Source organism: Paracoccus alkenifer (assembly GCF_900108405.1).
Classification (GTDB): Bacteria; Pseudomonadota; Alphaproteobacteria; order Rhodobacterales; family Rhodobacteraceae; genus Paracoccus; species Paracoccus alkenifer.
Genome location: NZ_FNXG01000002.1, coordinates 356,916 through 373,648 on the forward strand (window position 1 = coordinate 356,916; position 16,733 = coordinate 373,648).

At 67.4% G+C, this 16,733-nt stretch carries 18 protein-coding genes; 11 read left to right on the plus strand and 7 right to left on the minus strand.

Translation table 11 applies throughout. The annotated features are described in order from the left end of the window. Nucleotides 1-36 precede the first annotated feature (36 nt). The 8 genes from ccoN to ccoS all read left to right on the plus strand — a co-directional run bounded on the left by ccoN (nt 37) and on the right by ccoS (nt 8,254). Nucleotides 37-1,653 carry a cytochrome-c oxidase, cbb3-type subunit I gene (gene ccoN, locus BLW83_RS05895; protein WP_090846581.1) on the plus strand — a complete coding sequence of 539 codons (1,617 nt, stop codon included), beginning with the start codon at nt 37-39 and terminating at the stop codon, nt 1,651-1,653. A gap of 15 nt (nt 1,654-1,668) precedes the next feature. Then, nucleotides 1,669-2,394 (plus strand): cytochrome-c oxidase, cbb3-type subunit II, encoded by a 726-nt coding sequence (ccoO, locus tag BLW83_RS05900; RefSeq protein ID WP_090846583.1) that lies wholly within the window; start codon nt 1,669-1,671, stop codon nt 2,392-2,394. A gap of 12 nt (nt 2,395-2,406) precedes the next feature. Then, a complete protein-coding gene (locus BLW83_RS05905) occupies nt 2,407-2,610 on the plus strand; it encodes a cbb3-type cytochrome c oxidase subunit 3 (RefSeq protein WP_090846585.1) in 204 nt (67 codons plus the stop codon). 254 nt (nt 2,611-2,864) lie between these two features. Further along, nucleotides 2,865-3,722 carry a cytochrome-c oxidase, cbb3-type subunit III gene (gene ccoP, locus BLW83_RS05910; RefSeq protein WP_245728699.1) on the plus strand — a complete coding sequence of 286 codons (858 nt, stop codon included), beginning with the start codon at nt 2,865-2,867 and terminating at the stop codon, nt 3,720-3,722. Between the two features lie 263 nt (nt 3,723-3,985). Continuing rightward, a complete protein-coding gene (gene ccoG / locus BLW83_RS05915; RefSeq protein ID WP_090846591.1) occupies nt 3,986-5,446 on the plus strand; it encodes a cytochrome c oxidase accessory protein CcoG in 1,461 nt (486 codons plus the stop codon). Continuing rightward, nucleotides 5,446-5,913: a FixH family protein gene (locus BLW83_RS05920; RefSeq protein WP_090847505.1), complete on the plus strand. Its 468-nt coding sequence runs from the start codon at nt 5,446-5,448 to the stop codon at nt 5,911-5,913. The genes ccoG and BLW83_RS05920 overlap by 1 nt, the downstream gene beginning before the upstream one ends. Beyond that, nucleotides 5,910-8,096, plus strand: coding sequence for a heavy metal translocating P-type ATPase (locus BLW83_RS05925; RefSeq protein ID WP_090846593.1), 2,187 nt, complete (start codon nt 5,910-5,912; stop codon nt 8,094-8,096). The genes BLW83_RS05920 and BLW83_RS05925 overlap by 4 nt, the downstream gene beginning before the upstream one ends. Next, complete coding sequence (gene ccoS / locus BLW83_RS05930) at nt 8,096-8,254, plus strand: cbb3-type cytochrome oxidase assembly protein CcoS (RefSeq protein ID WP_090846595.1); 159 nt, start codon at nt 8,096-8,098, stop codon at nt 8,252-8,254. The genes BLW83_RS05925 and ccoS overlap by 1 nt, the downstream gene beginning before the upstream one ends. Before the next feature lie 49 nt (nt 8,255-8,303). Here ccoS and BLW83_RS05935 read toward each other — a convergent pair whose 3' ends face one another. Next, entirely contained in the window at nt 8,304-8,717 is a 414-nt protein-coding gene (locus BLW83_RS05935; protein WP_090846597.1) for a PaaI family thioesterase, read from the minus strand. Nucleotides 8,718-8,776: 59 nt separating this feature from the next. Further along, complete coding sequence (locus BLW83_RS05940) at nt 8,777-9,862, minus strand: TRAP transporter substrate-binding protein (protein WP_090846599.1); 1,086 nt, start codon at nt 9,860-9,862, stop codon at nt 8,777-8,779. A gap of 138 nt (nt 9,863-10,000) precedes the next feature. Between BLW83_RS05940 and BLW83_RS05945 the strand changes: the two genes are divergently transcribed. After that, nucleotides 10,001-10,261 carry a PepSY domain-containing protein gene (locus BLW83_RS05945; protein WP_090846601.1) on the plus strand — a complete coding sequence of 87 codons (261 nt, stop codon included), beginning with the start codon at nt 10,001-10,003 and terminating at the stop codon, nt 10,259-10,261. 150 nt (nt 10,262-10,411) lie between these two features. Here BLW83_RS05945 and BLW83_RS05950 read toward each other — a convergent pair whose 3' ends face one another. Then, on the minus strand, nt 10,412-11,476 hold the full coding sequence (locus BLW83_RS05950; RefSeq protein WP_090846603.1) for an ABC transporter substrate-binding protein: 1,065 nt from the start codon (nt 11,474-11,476) through the stop codon (nt 10,412-10,414). 164 nt (nt 11,477-11,640) lie between these two features. Between BLW83_RS05950 and BLW83_RS05955 the strand changes: the two genes are divergently transcribed. Then, entirely contained in the window at nt 11,641-12,333 is a 693-nt protein-coding gene (locus BLW83_RS05955; protein WP_090847507.1) for a 5'-methylthioadenosine/S-adenosylhomocysteine nucleosidase, read from the plus strand. Here BLW83_RS05955 and BLW83_RS05960 read toward each other — a convergent pair. Together BLW83_RS05960 and BLW83_RS05965 are read right to left on the minus strand one after the other, a co-directional pair. Beyond that, on the minus strand, nt 12,330-13,274 hold the full coding sequence (locus BLW83_RS05960; RefSeq protein ID WP_090846605.1) for an NAD(P)/FAD-dependent oxidoreductase: 945 nt from the start codon (nt 13,272-13,274) through the stop codon (nt 12,330-12,332). The two genes, BLW83_RS05955 and BLW83_RS05960, sit on opposite strands and share 4 nt — an antisense overlap. A gap of 22 nt (nt 13,275-13,296) precedes the next feature. Then, nucleotides 13,297-14,040, minus strand: a complete 744-nt coding sequence (locus BLW83_RS05965; RefSeq protein ID WP_090846607.1) for an SDR family oxidoreductase — start codon at nt 14,038-14,040, stop codon at nt 13,297-13,299. Nucleotides 14,041-14,178: 138 nt separating this feature from the next. Here BLW83_RS05965 and BLW83_RS05970 point away from each other — a divergent pair, with 138 nt between their 5' ends. Further along, nucleotides 14,179-14,814, plus strand: a complete 636-nt coding sequence (locus tag BLW83_RS05970) for a hypothetical protein (RefSeq protein ID WP_090846609.1) — start codon at nt 14,179-14,181, stop codon at nt 14,812-14,814. 44 nt (nt 14,815-14,858) lie between these two features. Here the strand turns inward: BLW83_RS05970 and BLW83_RS05975 are convergent, their stop codons facing one another. Next, the gene (locus BLW83_RS05975) at nt 14,859-15,785 is read right to left on the minus strand and encodes a homoserine O-succinyltransferase (protein WP_090846611.1); all 927 of its coding nucleotides are present in this window, start codon (nt 15,783-15,785) and stop codon (nt 14,859-14,861) included. Beyond that, nucleotides 15,785-16,648: an ATPase gene (locus BLW83_RS05980; protein WP_090846612.1), complete on the minus strand. Its 864-nt coding sequence runs from the start codon at nt 16,646-16,648 to the stop codon at nt 15,785-15,787. The genes BLW83_RS05975 and BLW83_RS05980 overlap by 1 nt, the downstream gene beginning before the upstream one ends. Nucleotides 16,649-16,733 lie beyond the last annotated feature (85 nt).

The window sequence follows — 16,733 nt, forward strand, 5'->3', positions numbered from 1 at the left end:
CGGCAATGCCGTTTCGACACGAAGGATACCGACACGATGTGGGATAGCTTGAAGCTGATCGTGCTGGGCGCGATTGCGGTGTTCGCCGCGATCGCCGCCAACTACGCGCGCGATCTGGCATTTATGGTGGCAGCGCTGATTGTGATGCTGGCCGCGGGCGCTGCGTTCCTGTGGACCATGCGGACCATGGACGATCCGAACCGCCGGCTTGCGCTGGCCAACGCGGAATCCGAATACATGGACGGCGTGATTCGTGCCGGCGTGATCGCCACCGCGGGCTGGGCCGTCGTGGGGTTCCTGGTGGGCGTCATCATCGCCGCCCAGCAGGCGTGGCCGGTGCTGAACCTGTCCGAGTGGACCGCCGGCTATACCAACTTTGGCCGGCTGCGTCCGCTGCACACCTCGGCGGTGATCTTTGCCTTTGGCGGCAACGCGCTGATCGCGACCTCGTTCTATGTGGTGCAGCGGACCTCGGCCACGCGGCTGTGGGGCGGCAATGCGGCCTGGTTCGTGTTCTGGGGCTATAACCTGTTCATCGTGCTGGCCGCGTCGGGCTATGTGCTGGGTGCCACCCATTCCAAGGAATACGCCGAACCCGAATGGTATGCCGACTGGCTGCTGACCGTGGTGTGGGTGACCTATCTGGCGGTGTTCCTGGGCACGATCATGAAGCGGCGCGAACCCCACATCTACGTCGCCAACTGGTTCTACCTGTCCTTCATCGTGACCATTGCGATGCTGCATGTGGTCAACAACCTTGCGATTCCGGTGTCGGTGTTCGGGTCCAAGTCCGTGCAGCTGTTCTCGGGCGTGCAGGACGCCATGACGCAGTGGTGGTATGGCCACAACGCCGTGGGCTTTTTCCTGACCGCGGGTTTCCTGGGGATGATGTATTATTTCATCCCCAAGCAGGCCGAGCGCCCGGTCTACAGCTACAAGCTGTCGATCATCCACTTCTGGGCGCTGATCTTCATGTATATCTGGGCGGGCCCGCACCACCTGCATTATACCGCGCTGCCGCAATGGGCCGCGACGCTGGGGATGGTGTTCTCGATCATGCTGTGGATGCCCAGCTGGGGCGGCATGATCAACGGGCTGATGACGCTGTCGGGCGCCTGGGACAAGCTGCGCACCGACCCGATCATCCGCATGATGGTCGTCGCGGTGGGCTTTTACGGCATGGCGACCTTTGAAGGGCCGATGATGTCGATCAAGGCCGTGAACTCGCTGTCGCACTATACCGACTGGACCATCGGCCATGTCCATTCCGGGGCGCTGGGCTGGAACGGCATGATCACCTTTGGCGCGCTTTACTATCTGGTGCCGCGGCTGTGGGGGCGCGAGCGGCTGTATTCGCTGTCGCTGGTCAGCTGGCACTTCTGGCTCGCCACCATCGGGCTGGTGCTTTACGCCTCGTCCATGTGGGTGTCGGGCATCATGGAGGGGCTGATGTGGCGCGAGGTCGACACCCAGGGCTTCCTGGTCAACGCCTTTGCCGACACGGTGGTCGCCAAATATCCGATGCTGGTGGTGCGGACGCTGGGCGGGGTGTTCTATCTGACCGGCGGGATCATCATGTGCTGGAATCTCTGGGCCACGGTTGCCCGCCAGCCGCGCGTCGCGTTGAACCGCGTCGCCGTGCCGGCAGAATAAGGAAAGACGGGAATCATGGCCCTTCTCGACCATCACAAGATCATCGAAAAGAACGCGACGCTGCTGCTGGTGTTTTCGTTCCTCGTCGTCGCCATCGGCGGCATCGTGCAGATCGCCCCGTTGTTCTATCTGGAAAACACCATCGAAAAGGTCGAGGGAATGCGTCCCTATACGCCCCTCGAACTGACCGGCCGCGACATCTATGTCCGCGAGGGCTGTTATACCTGCCACAGCCAGATGATCCGCCCCATGCGCGACGAGGTCGAACGCTACGGGCATTACAGCCTTGCCGCGGAATCGATGTATGACCACCCGTTCCAGTGGGGCTCCAAGCGCACCGGGCCGGACCTGGCCCGGGTGGGCGGGCGCTATTCGGACGAATGGCACGTCGACCATCTGGTCAACCCGCAGTCGGTGGTGCCGGAATCGATCATGCCCGGCTACGGGTTTTTGCTGAACCGCCCGCTCGACGCGAAATACATCGGGGACCGGCTGGTCGCCGACCGCCGCGTCGGCGTGCCCTATACCGACGACATGATCGCCGAGGCGCGGGCCGATTTCCTGGCGCAGGCGGACCCGGATGCGGACAGCTCGGGGCTGGAAGAGCGGTATCCCGACGTGCAGCAGCGCAATTTCGACCGCCAGCCCGGCGTCAGCGAAATGGACGCGCTGGTCGCCTATCTACAGGTTCTGGGCACGATGGTCGATTTCACGACCTTCCAGCCCGACCAGCATCGCTGACGGGCAGGGGGCATGGAGCGTTATACCTTCCTGCGCCAGCTTGCCGACAGCTGGGTGCTGCTGGCGCTGACACTGGTGTTCATCGGGGTGATCCTGTTCGTGTGGCGCCCCGGCGCGCGCCGGCAGCAACGGGACGCCGCCGAGAGCATCTTCCGCAACGAGACGAAACCCGCCCCTGAGGACAGGGACGCGAAGGACCGCAAGGAGGTCGACTGATGGCCGATCCGAAAGACGAAACCCCAGGGCCGACCCCGCATGACCGCCAGGTCGCCGAAAACCTGGGTGTCAGCGCCGACGATCCGCACACCAGCCCCGCGAACCCGGAAAACCGGATCTCGCTGGAACGGCAGGCCGCCGACGCGGAAAACGCCGAACAGATCCTGCGCAACGTCCCCGACCATATCGTGGGCGTGAAGCCGCGGTCCGAGCGTGAGCCGCGCCGCAAGGTCACCCGCCGGGTCGGCAAGAAAATCGTCGAGGTCCAGTCCACCGGCCACAGCTGGGACGGGATCGAGGAATACGACAACCCGCTGCCGCGCTGGTGGCTGTGGACGTTTTACGTCACCATCGTCTGGGCGCTGGTCTATGCGCTGGCGTTCCCGGCCGTGCCGCTGCTCAAGGGCACCACGCAGGGGTTCCTTGGCTACACGCCCCGCGATCAGGTCGAGGCCGAGATCCGCCGCTTCGACGAGGCGAATGCCCCGGTCGAGACCCGTCTGGCCTCGGTCGAGCTGACCGATATCCAGGGCGACCCGGAACTGCTGAACTATGCCAACAACGCCGGCGCCGCGGTGTTTCGCACCTATTGCGCGCAGTGCCACGGCTCGGGCGCGGGCGGCAATCCGGGCTATCCGAACCTGCTGGACAACGATTGGCTGTGGGGCGGCTCGATCGAGGACATCCACCTGACGGTGATGCACGGTATCCGCAGCCCGGACGACGACGACACCCGCTATTCGGAAATGCCGCGTTTCGGCATCGACGGGTTGCTGGACGACCGCGAAATCGACCAGGTGACGCAATATGTGCTGTCGCTGGCGGGGTTGCCGCACAAACAGTCCCTGGCCAGGGACGGCGCCGAGGTGTTCGAGGACCAATGCGTCGCCTGCCACGCCGAGGACGGCACCGGCGACCGGATGCAGGGCGCGCCCGACCTGACCGATGCGGTCTGGCTGTATAACGTCGATGGTCAGGCCGACGAGGCCACGATCCGCCGGATCATCCACGACGGCCCCTTTGGCGTGATGCCGGCATGGTCGGGCCGCCTGTCCGAAAGCCATATCCGCGCGGTCTCGGCCTATGTGCACGGGCTTGGCGGGGGCGAGTGATCGCGCGCAGCCGCTGACGGCATCGACCACTCCGCCGCCATGGCGGTTGCGCTGAACCAGCAGCGGGTGTGCCCTCGGGCGCGCCCGTTCGATGGCTTTCGCCATCCGGCAGGCGTCCGGCACGGGTCCGGCATGGCGTGCTGCGACAAAACGCCCCTCAAATCGCCGGGGGTTGTTTCGTATATGACAGCCGGCGGCCCTTGACCAAAGTCAACGCCGTCCCGGCAGGGCGCGTATGATACCCTGCCCAACAGGAGCGACGGATGTCCACGACCGAGCAGGAACCCCCACGCCTCTATGCGGCGCGCGAACCCATCTTTCCGCGCCGGGTGAAGGGAAAGTTCCGAAGCCTCAAATGGGTGCTGATGGCGGTGACGCTGGGCATCTACTACATCACCCCATGGATCCGCTGGGACCGGGGGCCGGGCCTGCCCGATCAGGCGGTGCTGGTGGATCTGGCCAACCGCCGCTTTTTCTTTTTCTGGATCGAGATCTGGCCGCACGAGTTCTATTTCGTCGCGGGCCTGCTGATCATGGCCGGGCTGGGGCTGTTTCTGTTCACCTCGGCGCTGGGGCGGGTGTGGTGCGGCTATGCCTGTCCGCAGACGGTCTGGACCGACCTGTTCCTGATGGTCGAGCGCTGGGTCGAGGGCGACCGCAACGCCCAGATCCGGCTGTATGAACAGGGTTGGGACGCCCGAAAGGCGCGGCTGCGGGCGGTGAAATGGGCCGCGTGGCTGCTGATCGGGCTGCTGACCGGCGGCGCCTGGGTGTTCTATTTCGCCGATGCGCCGACGCTGCTGCGCGACCTGGTCACCGGCCACGGCCACCCCATCGCCTATTCCACCATCGCGATCATGACCGGGACCACCTTTTTCTTTGGCGGTTTCGCGCGCGAGCAGATCTGCATCTACGCCTGTCCCTGGCCGCGGATTCAGGGCGCCATGATGGACGAGGACACGCTGACCGTCGCCTATCGCGAATGGCGGGGCGAGCCGCGCGGCAAGATCGCCAAGGGCGAGGCCACGAAATCCGACAGCCCCGCCGGGCTCAAGGGCGACTGCATCGACTGCCTTGCCTGCGTCCACGTCTGCCCGATGGGCATCGACATCCGCGACGGCCAGCAGCTGGAATGCATCACCTGCGCGTTGTGCATCGACGCCTGCGACGATGTGATGGCCCGGATCGGCAAGCCGCGCGGGCTGATCGACTATATGGCGCTCAAGGACGAACACGCCGAAAAGACCGGGCAAGAGGGCGATTCGCTGTGGCGCCATGTGCTGCGCCCGCGCACTTTGCTGTATTTCACCCTGTGGTCGGCGATCGGCGTGGGGTTGATCGTGGCGCTTTTCCTGCGCTCGCCCTATGATCTGAACGTGTCCCCGATCCGCAACCCGCTGTATGTCACCATGTCCGACGGCTCGATCCGCAACACCTATGAACTGCGGCTGCGCAACAAGCAGGGCGAGGAAAAGACCTTTGCCGTCGGCGTCAGCGATGCCAGGGGCGCGCCGCTGACCGGGCTTGAGCTGGCGCTTGAGGGCAGCGAGGGCACCGTGACCGTCGCGCAGGACGCCACCTATGAACAGCGCGTCTATCTGACCGCGCCGGCCGGATCGGTGCTGGCCGACGGGGCGCAGACCGGGCTGGTGCTGTGGATCGAGGATGTCGAGTCCGGCCGCCGCGCCGCGGTGGATACCGTGTTCCAGGGAAGGGGGCGATGATGACACGCGAATTGACGGGCCGGCACGTGCTGGCAATTGTCCTGTGCGCATTCGGCGTGATCGTGGGGGTGAACCTGCTGATGGCCTTCAAGGCGGTCAGCACCTTTCCGGGGCTGGAAACCGCGAACAGCTATGTCGCCTCGCAAAAATTCGACGTCGAGCGGGCGGCGCAGCAGGCACTGGGCTGGACCGTCACCCCGCAATACGACGGGGCCGAGCTGACGCTGATGATCCGCGACCAGCACGGCAACCCGGCGCGGGTGCGTTCGCTTGACGCCAGCATCGGGCGGCCCACCCATGTGCGCGACGACCAGACGCCGCAGTTCAGCTACGAGAACGGGATGTTCCGGGCACCCGTGGCGCTTGCCCCCGGAAACTGGATCATCCACGTCACCGCCGAGGCGTGGGACGGCACGCAGTTCCGCCAGCGCATCGACCATTTCTCGGGCAGCCGGGTAAAGGGATGACCGACGCGAGCGCCCAGTTCGAAAGCCGCCTCAGCGCCTGCCCGGCCTGCGATGCAGCGCCTCTGGCGGGGCGGCTGGCGCAGGCGGGTCCGGCAGCGCGCGGCGACATCGTGCTGTCGCTGCCCACCGCCCATTGCGCGGTCTGCATCTCGGATGTCGAACGCGCGCTGACCGCGGTGCCCGGCGTGCGCGACGCGCGGGTGAACCTGACCCTGCGCCGCGTCACCATCGACGCCGAGGGGCTGACCGCGCCCGACCTGATCCCGGTGCTGGACCGCATCGGCTACGAGGCGCATGAGCTGGACCCCGGCGCGCTGTCGGCCACCGCCGCCGACCGCCACGGCCGCGACCTGCTGATGCGGATCGGGGTGTCCGGCTTTGCCATGATGAACATCATGATCCTGTCGGTGGCGGTATGGTCGGGGGCCGACGACAGCACCCGCGACCTGTTCCACTGGATTTCCGGCGCCATCGCGCTGCCGACCGTGGCCTTTGCCGGACAGCCGTTCTTTTCCAGCGCCTTGCGGGCGCTGCGGGCGGGGCGGCTGGGAATGGATGTGCCGATTTCGCTGGCGTTGATCCTGGCCAGCGCGATTTCCGTCTATGAAACCTTTCACGGCGGGCGCCACGCCTATTTCGACGCCGCCGCGATGCTGTGCTTTTTCCTGCTGATCGGGCGCTATCTGGACTATCGCACCCGCGCGGTGGCGCGCTCGGCCGCCGAGGAACTGACCGCGCTTGAGGTGCCGCGCGCCATCCGCCTGACCGACGGGGCCGAGCAAACCGTGCCGGTGGCCGAGCTGCGTCCGGACGACCTGATCCTGGTGCGACCCGGCGGGCGTATCCCTGCGGACGGGGTGGTGACGGCGGGGGCCTCGGAAATCGACCGCTCGCTGCTGACCGGGGAATCGGTGCCGGTGGCGGCGCATCCGGGGCAGCCTCTGTCGGCGGGCGAGGTGAACCTGACCGGACCGCTGACCCTGCGGGTGACGGCGGCGGGGCAGGACAGCTCGCTTGCGCGGCTGACCGCGCTGGTCGCGGCGGCGGAAACGGCGCGGGGGCATTACACCTCGCTGGCCGACCGCGCCAGCCGGTTCTATGCGCCGGTGGTGCATACGGTGGCGCTGCTCAGCTTTCTGGGCTGGCTGTGGGCCACGCGCGATGTGCGGGTGTCGCTGAACGTCGCCGCGGCGGTGCTGATCATCACCTGCCCCTGCGCGCTGGGGCTGGCGGTGCCGGCGGTGATCACCGCGGCCTCGGGGCGGCTGTTCCGCGCCGGGCTGCTGATCAAGGACGGCACCGCGCTGGAGCGTCTGGCCGAGGTCGATACCGTGGTCTTTGACAAGACCGGCACGCTGACCATGGGCACCCCGCGCGTGGACAACCCCGACGCACTGGACGGTGACGCGCGCGCGGTGGCGCTGGCGCTGGCCGCGGGATCAAGCCATCCGCTGTCGCGCGCGTTGGCCGGGACGCTGGCGGACACCGCCCCCGCCGCGCTGGACGATCTGCGCGAGGTGCCGGGCTACGGGATCGAGGGGCGCTGGCAAGGGCAACTGGTCCGGCTGGGCCGCGCCGACTGGATCGGGGCCGAGGGCGACGCGCCCGGCGCGGCCAGTTGGCTGCGCATCGGCGAGCGGGTGCAGCGCATCGACTTTACTGACAGCCTGCGCCCGGGGGCCGAGGAATGCGCGGCGCAGATGCAGGCGATGGGGCTGCGGGTGATGATCCTGTCGGGCGACGGTGCCGGCGCGGTTGCCGACATCGCCGCGCGGCTGGGCATCGTCGAGTGGCGCGCCGGCGTCACGCCGCAGGACAAGGCCGCGGTGATCGCCGAGCTTGCGGCCGAGGGGCGGCGGGTGCTGATGGTCGGCGACGGGCTGAACGATACCGCGGCGCTCAGCGCGGCCCATGCCTCGATTTCCCCGGCCAGCGCGTTGGATGCGGCGCGGGTGGCCTCGGACATGGTGCTGATGGGGGCGGGTCTGGCGCCGGTGGCCGATGCGGTCGGCGTCGCGCGCGCCTCGGTCCGCCGGATCCGGGAAAACTTCGGCGTCTCGGTCAGCTACAACATTCTGGCGGTGCCCATCGCCATCGCCGGTTTTGCCACGCCGCTGATCGCGGCGCTGGCCATGTCGGCCAGTTCCATCTGCGTGACGCTGAACGCGCTGAGGCTGCGCTGATGGAGGTGCTGGCCTTTCTGATCCCGGTCTCGCTGCTGCTGGGGGCGCTGGGGCTGGTGGCGTTCCTCTGGGCGCTGCGCAACCGCCAATACGACGACCCCAAGGGCGACGCCGAGCGGATCCTCAGCGACGAATGGGACGATCAGCCCAAGCCATAGGGCAGCCCAGGCCATAGGGGCCTGCGCTGCGGCCGATGGCGGCGGGGGCTTACTCTTTCCAGTCGATGGTCAGCTGGCTCTGGATGACGATCGCGGCAACCTTGCCGTCGCCGCGGCTGATGGTGGTCTGCCACACCATGGTGGTGCGCCCCCGGTGCAGCGGCACGCTGCGCGCAGTGGCGACGTCGCCGACGCGGATCGGGCGCAGGAAATTCGTCTTGCTTTCCAGGGTGGTGGTGGTCTTGCCGGGGGGCAGGTTGATCATGGTCGCCGTGCCGCCCAGATTGTCGGCCATGGCCATGATCGCGCCGCCATGCATCACGCCGTTGCGGTTGGCCAGATCGCGGGTCACCGGGACTTCGGCGATCAGCTCATCCTGGGCTACGCTCAGCAGCCTGAATCCCAGCAGCCGCGCAAAGGCGGGCTGGTCAAAGGCGATGCGTTCCTGTTCGCTGCGGTCCATGCGGTGCTTTTTCCGTTCGTGAATAAAGGGGGCGGCCGGGCCGCCGCGCCCCGTGATGCTCAGCGCCCGATCTGCGCCGAGGTGAAGTAGTCATAGGGCAGTTCCGCGACCCGCAGCCACTGCTGCTGCCTGGTCCAGTAGACCGACCAATGCTCGTAAATCTTGCGGAAATTCTCGTTCGCCTCGGCGTATTCCGCATAGAGCTTGCGCGATTCGGCGAATGCCGCGGTCAGCACGTCGTCGGGAAACGCCTGTAGCTGCGCGCCGCTGGACACCAGCCGCATCAGCGCATCCGGGTTGCCGTTGTCGTATTTGGCGACGCAGTGGGTCATCGCCTCGGTGCAGGCGGCCTCAAGCGCGGCCTGATAGGGCGCGGGCAGGGCGCCCCAGGCGTCGAGGTTGATGTAAAGCCCGACATTGGCCGTGCCCTCCCACCAGCCGGGGTAATAGTAATAGGGGGCGACGCGCTGGAACCCCAGCTTTTCGTCGTCGTAGGGCCCCGAGAATTCGGCCGCGTCGATGGTCCCGCGTTCCAGTGCCGCATAGATATCGCCGCCGCCGATCTGCTGGGGCACCACCCCCAGCCGCGACAGGATTTCCCCACCAAGCCCGGCGATGCGCAGCTTCAACCCGTTCAGGTCGGCGACCGAGTTGATCTGCTTGCGATACCAGCCGCCCATCTGCGCCCCGGTGTTGCCCGAGGGGATCGAGCGGACATTGGCGCGCGCGATGAATTCGTTCACCAGCTCAAGCCCGCCGCCGTAAAGCAGCCAGGCGGTGTTCTGGCGGGTGTTCATCCCAAAGGGCAGCGAGGTGTCGAATGCCCAGGTCGGATCCTTGCCGATATTGTAGGAACCCAGCGTATGGGCGCATTCCACAGTGCCCTCGGATACCGCGTCCAGCGCTTGCAGGGGCGGAACCAGCTCGCCTGCCGCAAAGGGCTGGATCTGAAAGCCGCCGTCGGTGATCTCGGCCACGCGGCGTGCCACATGATCGGAAATGCCATACAGGGTCTCAAGGCTCTTGGGATAGCTCGACGTCAGGCGCCAGCTGACATTCGGCCGCGCCTGCGCCAGTGCCGGGGTGGCCAGCACACCGGCGGCAGAGCCCAGCGCGGCGGTGGACAGGAAATCGCGACGTTTCATGGGGGTGTCCTTCACAAACTCATGGCGCAAGGCTACACAAACCCGCCGCGACCGCAAACGGGATCGTCATCGCGCAGCGGGGAACCCGCGGCAGCCGGCAGCGTTGCCGGTCTGTCCAGTCAGACAGGAGAATTGCCCATGCGTTTGTTTCATGCCGCCGCGCTCGTGTTTTTCATAGCGCCCGCCGTCGCGATCGCCGCCCCGCCGCCCGCCGGCGCGCTGAAACTGTCCCAGATCGTGGCAAAGCTGGAAAGCGATGCCGGCGCGAACCTGGCCTATATCGACGAAGTCGAGTGGGACGACGACGGCTATTGGGAGGCCGAATACTACACGACCGCCGGCGCCAAGGTAAAAGTCAGGCTGGACCCGGCCACCGGCGCGCAACGTCGCCGCAACTGAGCGACGCCGCGGCAAAAAAAGGGGGGCTGTCTGCCCCCCATCGCCTGACGGCGATTCCCCCCGAGGATATTTCGGGCAAGATGAAAGCGCGTGGACCTCTTTCATCTTGCTGTAAATATCCCGGGGGTGCGGGGGCAGAGCCCCCGCTGTTCAGTAGCCCGCCTTGATCTTTTCAAATTCGATCAGCTGGCGCTCGCGCTGTTCGGGGTCGTTGGGCACCTGGGCCAGCACCGGGGCGTCGATCTCGGCCAGCCCGTGGATCACGCGGGGATCCTCGGCGACCAGTTCCAGCCCGCGGTTGTTGGTCAGCCCATAGCCGATGGTGTCCAGCAGCCCGATGGCCGCGCCGGGGTCCAGCCACGCGTTGATGAAGTCATAGGCCTTGTCTTCGCTGCCCGGTCCGTTCTTGAGGTTCACGAACCCGCAGAAGAAGGTCGAGGATCCTTCGGTGGCGCTGCGCTGGAACCCGATCGGGTAGCCCTCGGCTTCGAGCAGCGGCAGCACGTCGTTCCACGACCACGCCACATCCACCGCCCCCGAGGCCATCAGCTGCGCCTGTTCGGCCGGGTCGGCCCAATAGGCGGCGACGTTCTGGTTGGCCTTGCGCAGCCAGTCGGCGGCGGCCTGGAACTGTTCTTCGCTGACGTCGGTCCAGTCGGTCACGCCGGTGGCCAGATAGGCCAGCGCCCAGACGTCATCGGCCGAATCGGGCAGCGAGGTGCGGCCCTGGTATGCCGGGTTCACGAAGATCTGGAGGGTCGAGATGTCCTCGGCCGGCACGGTATCGGTGTTATAGGCCACTGCGGTCGAGCCGAAGTCCGCCGGCACATACCACAGCCCCTGATCGTCGCGGAACACCTCGGAATCGAGGAAACGGGGGTCGATGTCGGCCACCGCCGGGATGCGGCTTTCGTCCCACGGTTCGATCAGCGCGGCGTCGCGGTATTTGGACACCATCTGGCTGCACGGATGCGCCACATCGGCCCGGAACCCCGAGGCGATTTTCTGAAACGCCTCGTCGTCGTCGCCGTAAAAGGAAAAGCTGGGGCCCTGGCCGTGCTGGTCGATGTATTTCTGATAGATCGCCGGTTCTTCAAATCCGGCCCAGTCAAAGACCATCAGCTCGGGGTCGGCGGCGAAGGCGGGGGAAAGGGCGGGGGCGATGCCGGGCGCGGCAAGGACAAGCGCCAGGGCGGTGGTGCGCAGGATGGACACGGGCTGGACTCCGGGTTGGACATTTGGTCATGGACGCTAGCGGCGCCCAGGCTGCGGGGCAAGTGTGAAGGCCGCGGGTGCGGCCTGCCTCCGGCGGGGATATTTCGGGACAGAAGATGTCGCTGCCGCGGCTGGACGGGAACGGACCGCAGGGAGAGAGCGTGATGAGCAATGATGCAGGCGAGGCATTCGGCGGGCTGCGTTCGCCCCGGATCGGGGCAGGGCTGCCCGTGGTCGACCGGATCGCGGGGCGGCGGCTGCTGTTCACCATGGCCGCGCCCGAGGAATACGGCCCGGCCCTGCGGGCGCTGATCTCGCCGGTGATGACCGGCATCGGGCCGGTCGAGGCCGCGATTTCGGTCACCGCCGCGCTGACCCGGCTTGAGGCCGCGCGGGCCTTGCCCGAGGCGGTGGTCTGTCTGGGCAGCGCCGGGTCGCGGCATCTGGAACAGGGCGGGGTCTATCAGGCGCGCTCGGTCGGGTGGCGGGACATGGATGTCTCGGCGCTGGGGTTTGCGCGCGGGCTGACGCCGGGGCTGGACCTGCCGGCCGAGCTGGCGCTGGGATTGCAGATTCCCGGCATCCCCTCGGCGTCGCTGTCCTCGGGGGCGGCGATCGTTTCGGGCGCGGATTACGACACGATCGACGCCGACATGGTGGATATGGAAACCCACGCCGTCTGTCGCGCCTGTCTTGGGTTCGCAGTGCCGATGATCGGGCTGCGGGGGATTTCGGACGGGGCCGAGCCGCTGACGGGCTTCATGGACTGGACGCGCTATCTGGCCGAGATCGACCGGCGGCTGGCCGCGGCGCTGGAGCTGCTGGCCGTCGCGGTCGGCGAGGGGCTGCTGGACTAAGGGGCAAGCAGCTCGCCGTCGCGGGCGCGCAGGTCGTTGTGGATGGCGACCGCCGCGCGCGCGCCGGTGCCGATGGCGACCCCGATCTGGTCCAGCGCGTCCACCGCATCGCCGGCCGCATAGACCCCCTTGGCCGTGGTGCGCTGATGCGCGTCGGTGACGAAACACTGTCCGTCCACCAGCCGCGTGCCCAGCATCCGGCCCAGGCGGTTGCGGGTATGGGTGCCGAGCGCGGCATAAAGCGTGTCGACTGTCAGTATTGTGCCGTCGGCCAGCGTCAGCCGCACCTCGGCATCGCCCTCGTCGAACGCAAAGCCCGATACCGGCGCCGGGGCCAGCGCCACGCCCGCGCGTTCCGCCTGGGCCTGTTCGGTGGGGTCCAGCGCCAGCTCGATCAGCGAAACGAGGGTGACGTCGCGGCTGTAGCTGCGCAGGAACACCGCCTCGGCCAGCCCGTGACGGTCGCCGCCCAGCACCGCGATGCGCTTGCCGCTTTGTTCATAGCCGTCGCAGATCGGGCAATAGCGCAGCAGCCCGGCGGCCACGGCGCGGTCGTGGGTCGCCGCGTCCAGCGGCGGGCGGTGGTTCACCACCCCGGTCGCCAGCAGCACGGTCCGGGCGCGGATCGGGGCGGCCGCGCCCGCGACATCCGCCTTGATCAGCCCGTCCGCGTAGCGCAGGGCGGTGACCTTGCCGTCCAGCAGCGTGGCGCCGTAGCGGGCGGCCTGATCGCGCATGTCGTCCAGCAGGTCGCCCCCGCGGATCCCCTGCGGATAGCCCGCAAGATTATGCGACCGCGGGATCATCCGCAGCCGCCCCTCGCCCTTGTCCACCACCACCGCGCGGCGGTGAAACCGCGCCAGATACAGTGCCGCCGTCAGCCCGGCCGGACCGCCGCCCACGATCAGGCAGTCAAAGGGGTCTGCGGCGTGGTCGGTCATCCGGCGGCACCTTTCAGCATGGTCAGCGCATCCGCAACGCACCGTCGATGCGGATCGTTTCACCGTTCATATACGCGTTTTCGACGATAAAGGCCGCCAGCCGCGCATATTCCTGCGGATCGCCCAGCCGCTTGGGGTTGGTGACCTCGGCCGCAAGGCTGTCCTGCACCTCTTGCGGCAGGCCGCGCAGCATGGGCGTGCCGAAGATGCCCGGCGCGATGGCGCAGATGCGGATGTTGTTGCGGGCAAGGTCGCGGGCGATGGGCAGGCTCATGCCCGCAATGGCGGCTTTCGAGGCCGCATAGGCCGCCTGTCCCGCCTGCCCGTCAAAGGCCGCGATCGAGGCGGTGTTGACGATCACCCCGTTTTCCTCGCGTCCGTTGCGGGCCATTTCGGCGGCGGCCAGCCGCAGCACGTTGAAGCTGCCGATCAGGTTGATCTCGATCACGCGGCGGAAACTGTCCAGCGCCAGCGGCCCTTCGCGGCCAAGCGTCTTGCCGGCGGTGGCCACGCCCGCGCAGTTCACGCAGATGTCGATGCCGCCCATGCGTTCCACCGCCAGCGCGATGGCGGCGGCGACCGAAGCCTCGTCGGTCACGTCGGTGCGGGCGAAATGGGCGCCGATGGCGTCGGCCGCGGCCTGGCCGGCATCGTCGCGGTCCAGCACCGTGACCTGGGCGCCGCGCTGGCGGAAATGTTCGGCGGTCGCGGCGCCCAGCCCCGAGGCGCCGCCGGTGATGACGGCGCGGGCATTCGACAGATCCATGGTGTGCTCCTGTGAACTGGTGTGCGTGCCGGTGCTAGGGCGCGGGGGCGGCGCTGGCAAGCGCCAGCGGGCCGGAGCCGTGCCGGTTAACACTCTGTCAACCATCCTGCGCTAGGTGAGGGGCAAGAGGATTCGCCCATGCACCTGTTTCGCCTGCTGTGCCTGCTGACCGCGCTGCATTTTGCCGCAGGGCCGGGTCATGCCGCGGACGGGACATGGGTGCAGCTGGACCTGCACCGCGACGGCGGGCAGCTGGTGGTGAACGTAGAAAAGGGCCGCGTGGTCTGGGGAATGACGCTGGGCGAGGATGCCGACGACAGCTGGGCGCGGGCCTCGGCGCTGTATACATGGCAGGTCGGCCCCGAACACGCGCCATGGAAATTGCGCGCCGGTCCCGCGCTCAAGGCGGAAAGGATCGACTGGTGGCGGCTTGACGATTATCGCTGGTCCATCTGCCTTGAGGACCGCGCCCGCTGCGGCGCGCTGCGCGCCGGCTGGCGGCTGTCGGCGGATCGCTGGGCGGAATACGGTGACTGGGGGGTGTTCCTGATGGCCGATTTCACCAGCATCGACCGCGCCAGGCTGGCGGTGGCGGGGGCCACGCATCAACCCTCGGGGTGGGGCGGGCAGCTGTCGCTGTGGCACGAAAGCGGTGGAAAGCTGACCCCCGCCGTCATGCTGACCCGCCGCCTGTCGCGCCGGCTGACCCTGCGGCTGGGCCACAAGTTCACCGAGGACGAGACGTTTCTGGGGCTGAGTTTCTCGACCTATTGACAGGCGCGGGTGCAAGGGGGCGGGGGACTTGCCCCCGCCGGCCGTCAAGCGCGCCCGATATCGGCCAGGTCAAAGGGCGTGGTCTGGTAGATCTCGTTGATCCAGTTGCCGTAAAGCAGATGCGCGTGGCTGCGCCAGCGGTTCGTCGGCGTGCGCGACGGGTCGTCGTCGGGATAGTAGTTCGCCGGCACCTCGATCGGCGTTCCGGCGGCCACGTCGCGGTCGTATTCGTCCTTGAGCGTGGTTGAATCATATTCCAGGTGGTTGAAGATATACAGCCGCCGCCCCAAAGCATCCTCGACCAGGCAGGGGCCGACCTGTTCCGATGCCAGCAGCGTGTGCAATTCGCCGCGCGCGTCGATGTCGGGCTGGCGCACCTCGGTCCAGCGGCTGACCGGGATCAGCACGTCGTCGGAAAACCCGCGCAGGTAAGGCGACGAGGGCGCAAGATTGCGGTGTCGGAAACAGCCAAAGGCCTTGTCGTCCAGCATGTGCTTGGGCAGGCCGTGGAAATGCCACGCCATCGCCATGCCGCCCCAGCAGACGCCAAAGGTCGAATGCACATGGGTGCGGGTCCAGTCGAACACCCGGCGCAATTCGTCCCAATAGGTCACCTGCTCATAGGGCAGATGCTCGATCGGGGCGCCGGTGACGATCAGCCCGTCGAAACGCTCGCCCGAGGCCGCGACCTCGTTGAAGGGCCGGTAAAAGGATTCCAGATGGTCGGCGGCGGTATGGCGCGATTCGTGGTCCGACATGCGAATCAGCGACAGGTCGATCTGCAACGGCGTCGCCCCGATCAGCCGGGCGAACTGGTTTTCCGTCTGGATCTTTTTCGGCATCAGGTTCAGCAGCGCGATCCGCAGCGGGCGGATGTCCTGACGCGCGGCGCGGTCGGGGGCCATCACCATCACCCCCTCGCGCTTGAGGATTTCAAACGCCGGCAGGTTCGAGGGCAGCGTAATCGGCATCAGGCGTCCTTTCGGTGTTTGCGGGTGATCGCGCGGGCGATCAGCGCGGCGAAATCCGCGGGCGAGGCGACGCGGGTGATCTCGTCTGCCTCGACGGTGACGCCGCGCCGGGCCATGGCCTCGTATCGGGGCTGCCTGTGGGCCAGCGCGCGGGCATAGGTCCAGCGGATGAAGGCGTCGGGGCAGACCGGGCCGGGGTGGGTATCGGCGTAATCGCTCCACGCGCGGGACAGGAAATCCGGCTGATAATACATCGGCTTGGGCGCGCGGTCAAAGCGGCGCACCAGTTCCGCCGTATGCGCCTCGGTCCCGCGGATCCAGACCGGCAGCATCAGCGCGGCGGTCGCCGCCAGCACCGGATCGTCGGGATCGTCGGGGTCCACCACCTCGCACACCGATCCCGAGGTGTCGCAGACGAAATCGCGATAGCCGTAGATCGCGCGGGCGCGGTCGATGAAATGCCCGCAATCCAGCATCGCCGCGATTTCCGCGGCGCGGTGCTGGTTCTGCCGGGTCATGTAGTCGGGAAACGCCAGCCCGCCCCGCGCCGGATCGCCGGGCTTGCCCAGATACATCGACAGCGGCGCCAGGTTGTCGAAGGTGATGTTCGAGCGGATGCGCACGGAATCGGTCAGCAGCAGCTCGCGCAGCAGCGGCACCCGCATGGCGTGCAGCTTGAACTCATCGGCGATCAGCTCGCCCATGTAGCGGGTGCCGATGCGGTAATCGACGCTGTAGTGGAACCAGCCGCCGGCGCGGCGCAGCATCGAGGCGACATGGGTTTTCCCCAGCCCGGACATGCCGAACAGCATCACCCGCTTTTCGGGCGCCTCCAGCCACGATTCTGCGCTGTCGTAGATCATCGGTCCCGCCTGCTTGCCTGTCGCCGCGATAGGTAGGCCGCGAGGCGCAAAAGGAAAAGGGGCGGCTGGCGGGCCGCCCCCGTGC